This window comes from Kluyvera georgiana ATCC 51603, assembly GCF_001654985.1.
GTDB lineage: Bacteria > Pseudomonadota > Gammaproteobacteria > Enterobacterales > Enterobacteriaceae > Kluyvera > Kluyvera georgiana.
The window spans coordinates 1-9,355 of the sequence record NZ_LXEU01000106.1 but is presented as its reverse complement, the minus strand read 5'-3'; the positions used below and the strand labels follow the sequence as shown (position 1 = coordinate 9,355).

Here is a 9,355-nt window from a genome sequence, read left to right as displayed (position 1 = left end):
TGATATCGTGAATTATATGGTTGGTGTTATAAATGGTACAACCAGCACACAACAAGTCAGACAAGAATTGTTTACTGCCGGTGCTGATGACGCAGTATTTGCACTCAAACTAAAGCACAAAGAGCTAACCAGCCGGGGTGAAGATGCTGGATGGCTTGAAGAGGCAATGAAGATAATCGAAGAAAACAAACGCCAATCCATCTACTTTATGCAGCGCAGCTAATCGTTCCCATAATAAAAGGGTAATGCTATGAGTAAACATCTGTACTGTATTAAGGGTGTTTTAAAACCCAGGAAATTTTCTGTAAGTCTGATAAGAAATAAACTTAGCTCATTTGGTTTAAGGGGAAGTACTCTTCGTAGCGAAACCGCTCGCATTCTTGCCGGGCCAATAGATGGTATTAAGGGTACGTATCCCTTCGGCTGGTCAGAAGAACATTTTGACCGCAGGATGAAACGCATATTCATTCGCGCCGGTAATGCTTCCAGACTTTCTGATAATCGTCCATTTGCATTAAAACGACGCAGCGCTTTAACTATCAGTAAAAAGTATCTTTCTGTGTAACCACCAGCAGACGAGTTTTACTCGTCTGCCTGGCCCCATGCCTCTAATCTTCGCACCCGAAATGAAGTTGCCTGGAGTTCTCCTGATGAAGTTAACTCAAATGAAACTGTAAGATCGTTTTTGTTCCGGTACTTCCATACATAGCCATTTTGCTGCAATGTTTTGAGTGACTTACGTAGGTTGGGCTCAGCTACATCCTGGCTGTCTGGAACAGAGTTAATAAACCCCAGCAACCTGGTGAATGGCACTATCGCAGTGCCTTTTTCTTTGCACAAAAGAAGAAGTACCAACGCATCCTTCTGAATACGGGAAAAGCGCTCCAGGCGATGTTCAGTACCATCTCCCTGCATATTGGCATTGTTCATAATCAACCTAATCATATGGGATATGATTAAGGTTAAAAAACACCCCCCGTTTTGTCACCCTTTTTTTTTCTTACTCACCACTTAAAGCAGTAAGCTCAGTTCGATAAATCTGAATTAAATAAGGCGAGGTTATATGAAAACGAAATTATTGCTGGCGCTAATTGCGGGATCGACTTTCTGCATCAATATTGCTGAAGCCAATATTCCTCTTAGAGCAGATGGAAGTCCAGCAGCGGGGCAGACACCAACTCAGTTCATTCAGCTTAAAAATGAATGTCCTGAATGCGTCATGGTCGCAACTGATGTAGTAAAGATGCGTAGCGATAGCTGTAAACAGCAGGCATCCATCGATTCTACAATCCTACAGGATCCTGTTTACGCATATCTCAACAGTATCCGTCTGGTAGTTGCCGGGAATGGTGGTTATGCAAGTCCAATCTATACATCCGCCCGTCAGGTCGTAGCGTCAAACATCAATTGCAGTGATGCAAACGACTGGGTAGCGAGAAGTAAAACGGTAATGGATAACACCTTCAAAACGCCGTAAACAATCCCTGAATATTTCGTTGCAGTAATGCTATCCCGTAGTATGACGTTAAAGGCGGAGCTTTGAATCGGGAAAAAATAACTACTGCACTTAGAGGTATTTATATGGGTCGTCACTTTACTGGTCTGATTGATAGTTCGCAGCAAAATTTTACAATGCCAATCCGTCCGTATGGACGGAGCCGCATGGCTGCAAAATTAAAAGGAATCTCCCGATTGAAAAAATCTGAAAAGCATGACGATGAATATCCTGATGAACTCTGGAAATTTATGAGTCCTTCAGAGAAAGCTAAATTTCTGGTCGCGGATGTATTTTCACGCAGTAGTAAAGACTCTTCCGCCATTCAACCGGGAGAACATAAGCAAAAGGAGCATGATAATGAGCACTGATAATTTACTAGCAGAACTCACTTCAAAAACAGGCCTGACAGAAACGGAACTTAATCGGCAGGCATTGATTATCGGTTTGATGGCATTGTGCCACCCGGATGCTATTGCCGGTGATTTGGTGAGCGCGGCACTTACGGGGTCATACTCAGATAGTACTGATAAACTACTTACCCGTGGTGATAACGCATCAGACAGTGTGTTGATGTCCATGCGTATCTTACTTCACCGGTTGAGTAAGTATGAAGGGTCTGATGGCAAAGTAGGTCAGATCAATAAAATGATGCACCGACTCGGCTACTTTAAGGCATCCGATGTGTTACGCGAGGCTCAATAAAGAGGCTCAATTTATGTTCACCATGACGAATTTCGCGTCCAATATTCTTGACATGGTTTTTCTATCAGAAATGGAAGGGGAACTCATTTATATAAAAGCGCTTAGCGGCGTTACTGGTTACGTTCCTCAGATCCATCTTTTCCGCCTCCAGCTTATCGCATTTGATATAGGTTGGTACTACGAGTACAGATTGAATTCAGGCAACCTCATTATAAAGGAAATTGTTGAGGCCATCACATCTCTTGGATGTGCTTTAAATGAATACCAATGGCAGTTCGCGTTTGAATTAGGTTATCGCCGTCACCACAAATAAACTTCATTTTTTCATAATTTGCTATTCGTCACTTGATTGACCGGGGGTACGATTAATTTAACACGGATAATTATGGGAGACAGTAAAATGACAGACGCATCTACAATAGACGCAGTTCAACCAAAGGCAAGACGCTTATCATTTAAAGAGCTTCCAGGGTTTGATATTTCTGCTGAAGCACTTCTCAAAATTATCGAAATGCCGTGTATGGTTATTCGCCGGTCTCCTGCAATGAAAGTACTGGAGATGATCACGCTGCGGTTACGTGGGGATTGTCTTTCTGCCCTTGGCATTGACTTAAACTCTGCCCAAATTACCAGTAAAGGGACGGTATCGGGGGGCAATGGTGATATGGACGTATCAGTACCTGCAACACAACTCTTTTCTTTAATCCGCAACATGCGCGGCGAAGATGAAATTAACGTCCGCTTCCATGCGGCAAAAAACCATCTTGTCATTCGCACCGACAAAAACTCCTATAACATCCCGGTTTGCTTAGACCATATACCCGAAATTCAGGCTGAGACGCTGGAACATAATTACAGCGTTTACTTTCCAACGCAGATGCTGAGTCAGATTATCAAGCGTGTCAGCCACGCTGCGGCTCAGAACGATGTCCGCTTTTATATGAATGGGGTCTACCTCGGTATCGATAATGGCCAATTTATTGCTGTAGCCACTGATGGACATCGTATGGCCGTCAGTTCTCATGATATCGACTTCAGCGATGACGTGGGCGATGAGATTCAATCTCCGACAGCTCCTACCTCTATCAGTAACACGAATGCAGGTGTGATTTTACCCAACGGGGTTTTCCCCGTGCTCCATAAAATCCTGAGCGGTAGCCAGGGTCAATTCAAAATTGACTACAGCAACCGTAACCTGACATTTACGCTCGGAAGCCATACAGTCATTTCAAATCTTGTCGATGGCCGTTACCCGGACTGGAAGCGCGTGGCCAGCACGGTAGCCAAAAATACTGAACTGTTTAAGGTTGATCCTTCTGAACTCACCACCGCACTAAAACGCGCAACCCCATTGCTTAAAGAGGGCTCGCCAAACAACACCAGTGTTTGTGTGATGTCATTCAAAGACAACGCCCTACAGCTTAAGTCGCCCGGCTCAAATGCAATCAGTTGCAAAGAGGTGATGGACATTGCGAAAGAGGCAGGCGAGCCCGAAACAATTGTTGATATCGGTATGAATGCCGATTACCTCCTGGAATCACTGGCAAGCCTGGGGGCGTGTTCGGAAGAAGGAGAAGCCGCACAGATTGCTTTGCGTGATACAACGACCGGCATATTGATTTCAGTAAACAAAAACAATTACGACATCATCATGCCTGTCCGTGTCTGACAAAACGCTCTCGTTTTGTCGGCCTTTTCGAAATAGCCAATTTCATGGGCGTGATAACGTTAAAACAAGCTTCCTGACGGGATGGCTATATGCCATCTCGCTCCCATTGGTCGCGATCACTGCGTCCTAATATTCTGGAGCCAGAATGAAATGAAAAGCGTTCTGAAGTGGGTAGGAGCCAAACACAACATTATGGCAAGTCTTAAGCATGTACTACCGAAAGGTGGTCGGCTTATTGAGCCCTTTGGCGGTTCAGGCGCTGTAATGATGAATACGAATTACCCAGAATACATTTTGGCCGATATTAATAGCGACCTGATCGATACATACCAGAGTATTTTTAAGTCGCCTGAAAAGGTACTTTCTGAGCTTAAACGCCTTTACTGTCTCGGGCGTTCTGAGGACGCCTATTATGAGCTGCGAAGCCAGTTCAATAATCATGATAGTGCAAGTGACACTCAAGCTGCTCTGTTTATCTATCTGAATAGGTTTGGCCATCGCGGACTATGCCGATACAACCGGAAAGGCATCTTTAACGTCCCCTGGGGTTATTACGCCAACCCCTATCTCCCAGAGACAGAGTTATACGCAATGGCTGAGAAAATGTCCTCAGCAACTTTACTTTGCGCCAGCTTCCAGACCACGCTATCAATGGCCCGCCCGGGTGATGTGGTGTATTGCGACCCACCATATGTTAATCCCGGCAGATTCACGGCTTACCATGCCAGCGGTTTTACACCCGCTATGCAGATTGAGCTTACCAAACTGCTCCAGTTGCTGCCTGAACGCGGGGTTCATGTCATCGCATCATGCCACGATGCGCCTGATATTCGTGAGCTTTATCAAGCCTTCGCTATTCATGGTGTGACTGCCCGGAGAAGCATATTTAAAGGCAGCGGGGATGGGAAAAAAGCTTCAGAAATCTTCGCGGTCAAATTAGCGGATAACTCGAAAAAGGGAGCTGCGGCATGAAACGCTTCCATTGTTCTGAAAAGCTGCATAACCCAGAGACTGAGAAATTTTGTCAGGATATCGCCGAACAATATCGGACAGCACCTGATATTGCCGTGGCGCAGTTTAAACAAGTGCTGAGCTCTAAGCCTCTAACTTACTGGGAGTGTGTCGTGATCCGCGAGCGTGTCTCTGACCTTATTAAAATTAATCAAGCAACAGCTGAGGGCCACGATGAGCCAATTTAAACCCAAAAGCCTTGTAGTCTACCGCATCCAAAAAGCTCTGGAATTAGACAAGCTGGATGAACAGTTAAGTGAGTTGAAATACACTCCCTGCGGGCCTAATGATATGGCACGGTCAGGATGGATCCCGCCATTGGGTGAAGATGTCGAGCTGTTAAAGCATGAGTCGAATAATCTCATTCTTCTGACTGTTAAGCACGAATCGAAAATACTTCCTCCCGCGACCATCAAAGAAATTGTGCGAACCCGGGTTCAGAAACTGGAGAAAGAGCAAAACCGCAGGCTAAAGAAAATGGAGATCCAGGCCGTCAACGATGCCGTGCTCGCTGAGCTCATACCAAAGGCTTTCAGCAAATACAGCACTACAAACATTTGGGTGGATACTAAATCACGTCTACTGCTTGTTGAGACCACCAGCCATAAAAAAGCAGATGATGTAACAGCTTTGCTACGTAAAACTATTGGCTCACTTCCAATTATCCCATTCACGCTGGAAACGCCGGTAGAACTGACGTTAACAGAGTGGGTCAAAACAGGAAGTCTGCCGCCTGGCCTAGCTTTATGCGACGAAGCCACGCTCAAAGATGTGCTCGAAAACGGGGGGGTCGTTACAACAAAACGCCAGGATTTGATATGTGATGAGATCGCTCATCACATCGAGGCCGGAAAGCTTGTGACAAAGGTTGCACTGGGCTGGATGAACCAGATGTTTTTCATCCTGAATGACAATTTCATCTTTTCACGACTGACCTTTACGGAAGAACTTATTGAACAGAACGATGACATTTCGCCAGAAGATCACGCCCAAAGATTTGATGCCGATTTCGTTTTGTTTACCTCTGTTGTTATGGAGGTTCTGGACACAATGATAAAAGCCCTCGGGGGTGAAAGCCCAGGACTCATCACAACGCCGTCAGACGAACAACAAGGTGTCGCGGCAGAAGCCAAACAACCAGAAAAAACCTTCCATTAAAGGGCTGAGAGATGATTACAGCTACAGAACTCCAAGAGTTATCACGCCAGGTTGAAAATGCTAACATTGCCCGAGCCCTGGCAGTTAAAGAGTTGGTTAAAGAGACAAGAGATCGTCAGTTTTCATTGTGGGCGCTATTTATTGGTCTCTTCAGAGAGACACCGGCGCGAAAAAAGCTGAACGAATGTGAATTGCATCTTAACCTGCTGCTGCCAAAATGCAGGAGCATCTTTCTTCAATACGTAGTTATGTCCTCGTTGGAAGAAATTTCGAAATCACCAGATTGTGAGATTTATCAGCATCTAGTCAACTGCTGGAAAGAAGCTCAGATAAAATATAACGAGTCAGGCAGACGACTCAAACTTGCAGAAAATGCCCGTGAACTATTAAAAACAGCAAAGGATGAATGTAATAGTGCTTCCACAACTGAATTTCTGGATATGGTTACTACCAGTAAAGCAATATCCATACTTTCAGCAATAGACACATCCTCTGCGAGTAGTTGTTAAAGAGAGCTATGGGTGCGCTTAAGCGATTAGCAGATGAAATGCCTGCCCGGCAATCACCTATTGATTCAAATTTACCAGATGACACGCTTGATCTGTTTGTCGATCTGACTATAAATCCTGTTATCGATATTCTCTCCTGGTTAAATATTGAAAAGCTGGATAATGCCGAAGTGCAGTGCAGCAAAGCCTTAAAGAAACTTCAGACGTTATTAGGACAACTGGGTGCTGAGCATGATTTGAGAACTAAGGATTATCAATCTCAATTAGATACGCTTAAGAGAATTGAACAACCATACATCAAAAAGGTGATGCGGCATATACCCGAAAATATGAAGTTCAAGGAGCCTGAGTATCTCCAGACTATAGGAATGAACCCATGACTCTAAAATATATAATCGCTCTCGCAATATTTCTGACATTTGTGTGCTTTGCAGCTTTCATACTTATCTACGCGAGTCGAACAAAACGAGAACAACAACAAACTCAGCAACCTTTGGACGAGCATGATCAGCAGGCAGATATTAATGCCGATGCCGACGAGAACGCCGCACTTGATGGGTTGAGCGAGTACTTCATCAAAAAAAATTCGATATTGCCAAAAGTCCTGATGGATCTTTATGTGCGCTTGAGTGCGGTGTTCAATGGTCAGTACATTATCGCACCCCAGGTGCTTGCCCGGGACTTAGTAGAGCTGGAGCTCGAAGATGAACCGGTTGCCCCGGTTGACGTACTTCAGGCGCAACAGTACGCAGATGAATTCGTGTTCGATTTTGTTCTCTCCGATGCGCATACCGGGGAACTAGTGCTAGCAATGATCAATGAAGATGCTATCAGCGCTCAGCCTGAAGGAGAGTTCATTATTGCCCTTTTTAAAAGAACTCACATTCCTGTCTTTCGCTATGAAACGTTGTCAGGCTTGGACGATAACGCCCTGGCAGTCAACATCGCTGAATCAATAGACGATGGCCGATTCTCTTAGTTCCACAAGGAATTTATTATGTCTCTGTCAAAAAAACAAAGAATAGTACTGAGGGCTAAATTTGGTGGTCGATGTGCATATTGTGGCGAGGTACTGAAAGAAAAAGGTTGGCACGCTGATCACGTAGAACCTGTGCTAAGGAAATCCGTCCAGGATATGCAAGCTGCGGCCAGAGGGAAATTTAAGCTTAAGGCTACCGGTGAAGTGTTTAATGAAAGTGCCAACTGCTTAGAAAATCTTTTCCCAGCCTGTGCGCCCTGCAATCTGCTCAAAACAACATATTCACTGGAAATGTTCCGCAAACAAATAAGTTTACAGGTTGAAAGGGCACGGAAGAGTAGTATGAATTTCAGAACGGCAGAAAGATTCGGCCAGATAAGCATTGTAGAGAAACCCATTGTTTTCTGGTTTGAACAGTATTCAGAGAAAAATGGTGCTATCAAATAAACGACTAATTTAACATTATCATGGCGCGTATCGCGCACTGCTTCGTCAAATATTCAGCCGTGATAATATTGTTTAGTAGGCCCATTACGGAGCGTATATGACTAATCATACAAACTGGACTGGAGACCTGACCGAAGGCGCAACTATATTTGTAGCCACACCAGATGGCCAGCTCAGCAAATGTAGAGTCGAGTCCGTTCGAGACCGACATTTCTCGGTCGAGGGTATTGAACGTGAATTCGATAAGTTGAATGCCTGCTCAGTTGATGGGTTACTACACTCTTACCCCGACGATTTCGAGTCGAGGGAGTTATTTGGTCTGTGCCAGCAAAAAAACAGGCTCAAGTCTCTGCAAATTGATTCATTATCGTTACAGCAAGTCCAGTACATGCTGGCTGGCCTGGAACTTGCCAGGAAGAGATATGGATACCAGTACCGAGGCAGCAAAGCCGTAGATACCAATCAGAAGGGTAGACTGGCCATGAGCATTGATGATTCGCTTCACCCAATTCAGATCGCTTATATACTGGCAGGTTTAAAATTATCTCTCCTTCAAACAGAGGTGAACCATGACTGCTAACCAACGTAAACGTCCTTCGCGTAACAATCGAGCTGTCCAGTTAACGTCCGAGCAGCTGGTAGAAGCGAAGACGCTTGACCTGAAAGCCCACCATTCGTTTAAAAACCTTATGGGTCTTGCTGCAATCAGTGTCGTGGTGTTTGTCTGTCTTGGCTCCTTGATCCATAAACAACGCTCAGTAATGAACGAATGGGACCTGGGTGAAGTGATCAGAGGCGTTGATTTGAAAGCCGGAACCCTCGCAAAAAACAACTTTTTCATCACCAACAAAGGGCAGTTTGAAGCAAGTGGCGTTACAGTGTCACTTACGGGTACAAAACTGAAATTACAGCAGCATCAGGACGGAAAATATTACGTTTGTAATTCTGCAACAGGTGATTGTGTTCTGGTATCCGATGTACAAGCTGAAAAAATTCGTGACCAGCTGTAGCGAGGGGAAAATATCGGTTACTGTCACCGGTAACCGAAGGAACCTTCGTATATGTCACGACAAGAAGCCGCAACGCAGTTATTTATGTCTGCACCACCAGCAAGTATTGATGTCGTTATTGAGCAGCTGGAAAGGGACGCTCAAGCAGCCGGTATCGATATCCATACAATCTCTGTAATGGCCAGCCTGTTACGTGATCGAATAGAAGCATACAGTGACGTGCTTAAAATCGAGCCTGAGCGGGTGATACACGCACTTGAGGTACTGCGAGGTACGGAAGTGCCGTGGGCTTTTTACACTCCGTCCAGGCTACCTGAGCTTGAAGATGTTCATTGCTGGGAAACTCCTCACGATTTTGACCAAGACCTAGGG

Annotated in this window: 17 protein-coding genes and 1 pseudogene; 17 read left to right on the top strand and 1 reads right to left on the bottom strand. The window is 45.0% G+C overall.

What is annotated here, in order from left to right; genetic code table 11:
• Positions 1 to 223: pseudogene (locus M989_RS25970) on the top strand (hypothetical protein); the annotation flags it as partial.
• A gap of 27 nt (positions 224 to 250) precedes the next feature.
• Entirely contained in the window at positions 251 to 565 is a 315-nt protein-coding gene (locus tag M989_RS25755; protein ID WP_127649449.1) for a hypothetical protein, read from the top strand.
• Positions 566 to 582: 17 nt separating this feature from the next.
• Here the strand turns inward: M989_RS25755 and M989_RS23575 are convergent, their stop codons facing one another.
• Positions 583 to 930: a hypothetical protein gene (locus tag M989_RS23575; protein ID WP_127649446.1), complete on the bottom strand. Its 348-nt coding sequence runs from the start codon at positions 928 to 930 to the stop codon at positions 583 to 585.
• 133 nt (positions 931 to 1,063) lie between these two features.
• Between M989_RS23575 and M989_RS23570 the strand changes: the two genes are divergently transcribed.
• The 15 genes from M989_RS23570 to M989_RS23505 form a co-directional block, all read left to right on the top strand.
• On the top strand, positions 1,064 to 1,477 hold the full coding sequence (locus tag M989_RS23570) for a hypothetical protein (RefSeq protein WP_007372162.1): 414 nt from the start codon (positions 1,064 to 1,066) through the stop codon (positions 1,475 to 1,477).
• A gap of 104 nt (positions 1,478 to 1,581) precedes the next feature.
• Complete coding sequence (locus tag M989_RS23565; protein WP_223226827.1) at positions 1,582 to 1,866, top strand: hypothetical protein; 285 nt, start codon at positions 1,582 to 1,584, stop codon at positions 1,864 to 1,866.
• Positions 1,856 to 2,200, top strand: coding sequence for a hypothetical protein (locus M989_RS23560; RefSeq protein WP_032951317.1), 345 nt, complete (start codon positions 1,856 to 1,858; stop codon positions 2,198 to 2,200). The genes M989_RS23565 and M989_RS23560 overlap by 11 nt, the downstream gene beginning before the upstream one ends.
• Before the next feature lie 13 nt (positions 2,201 to 2,213).
• Positions 2,214 to 2,513, top strand: coding sequence for a hypothetical protein (locus M989_RS23555; RefSeq protein ID WP_009653866.1), 300 nt, complete (start codon positions 2,214 to 2,216; stop codon positions 2,511 to 2,513).
• Positions 2,514 to 2,585: 72 nt separating this feature from the next.
• Complete coding sequence (gene dnaN / locus M989_RS23550) at positions 2,586 to 3,869, top strand: DNA polymerase III subunit beta (protein WP_223226826.1); 1,284 nt, start codon at positions 2,586 to 2,588, stop codon at positions 3,867 to 3,869.
• A 150-nt stretch (positions 3,870 to 4,019) separates the two neighbouring features.
• The gene (locus M989_RS23545; protein ID WP_007372165.1) at positions 4,020 to 4,841 is read left to right on the top strand and encodes a DNA adenine methylase; all 822 of its coding nucleotides are present in this window, start codon (positions 4,020 to 4,022) and stop codon (positions 4,839 to 4,841) included.
• Entirely contained in the window at positions 4,838 to 5,068 is a 231-nt protein-coding gene (locus tag M989_RS23540) for a hypothetical protein (RefSeq protein WP_007372166.1), read from the top strand. Before M989_RS23545 ends, M989_RS23540 begins: the two co-directional genes overlap by 4 nt.
• Positions 5,055 to 6,038, top strand: coding sequence for a recombination-associated protein RdgC (rdgC, locus tag M989_RS23535; protein WP_007372167.1), 984 nt, complete (start codon positions 5,055 to 5,057; stop codon positions 6,036 to 6,038). Before M989_RS23540 ends, rdgC begins: the two co-directional genes overlap by 14 nt.
• Positions 6,039 to 6,049: 11 nt before the next feature.
• Positions 6,050 to 6,547 (top strand): hypothetical protein, encoded by a 498-nt coding sequence (locus M989_RS26365; RefSeq protein WP_245191290.1) that lies wholly within the window; start codon positions 6,050 to 6,052, stop codon positions 6,545 to 6,547.
• An 8-nt stretch (positions 6,548 to 6,555) separates the two neighbouring features.
• A complete protein-coding gene (locus M989_RS26360; protein WP_233468673.1) occupies positions 6,556 to 6,927 on the top strand; it encodes a hypothetical protein in 372 nt (123 codons plus the stop codon).
• Positions 6,924 to 7,526, top strand: a complete 603-nt coding sequence (locus M989_RS23525) for a hypothetical protein (RefSeq protein WP_223226832.1) — start codon at positions 6,924 to 6,926, stop codon at positions 7,524 to 7,526. Before M989_RS26360 ends, M989_RS23525 begins: the two co-directional genes overlap by 4 nt.
• An 18-nt stretch (positions 7,527 to 7,544) precedes the next feature.
• Positions 7,545 to 7,973, top strand: a complete 429-nt coding sequence (locus tag M989_RS23520; protein ID WP_032951321.1) for an HNH endonuclease — start codon at positions 7,545 to 7,547, stop codon at positions 7,971 to 7,973.
• Positions 7,974 to 8,070: 97 nt separating this feature from the next.
• On the top strand, positions 8,071 to 8,553 hold the full coding sequence (locus M989_RS23515) for a hypothetical protein (RefSeq protein WP_032951323.1): 483 nt from the start codon (positions 8,071 to 8,073) through the stop codon (positions 8,551 to 8,553).
• Entirely contained in the window at positions 8,543 to 8,983 is a 441-nt protein-coding gene (locus M989_RS23510) for a hypothetical protein (RefSeq protein WP_223226831.1), read from the top strand. Before M989_RS23515 ends, M989_RS23510 begins: the two co-directional genes overlap by 11 nt.
• A 51-nt stretch (positions 8,984 to 9,034) precedes the next feature.
• Positions 9,035 to 9,355 (top strand): hypothetical protein (locus M989_RS23505; protein WP_157093598.1); only part of this gene is annotated, 321 nt, incomplete at its 3' end.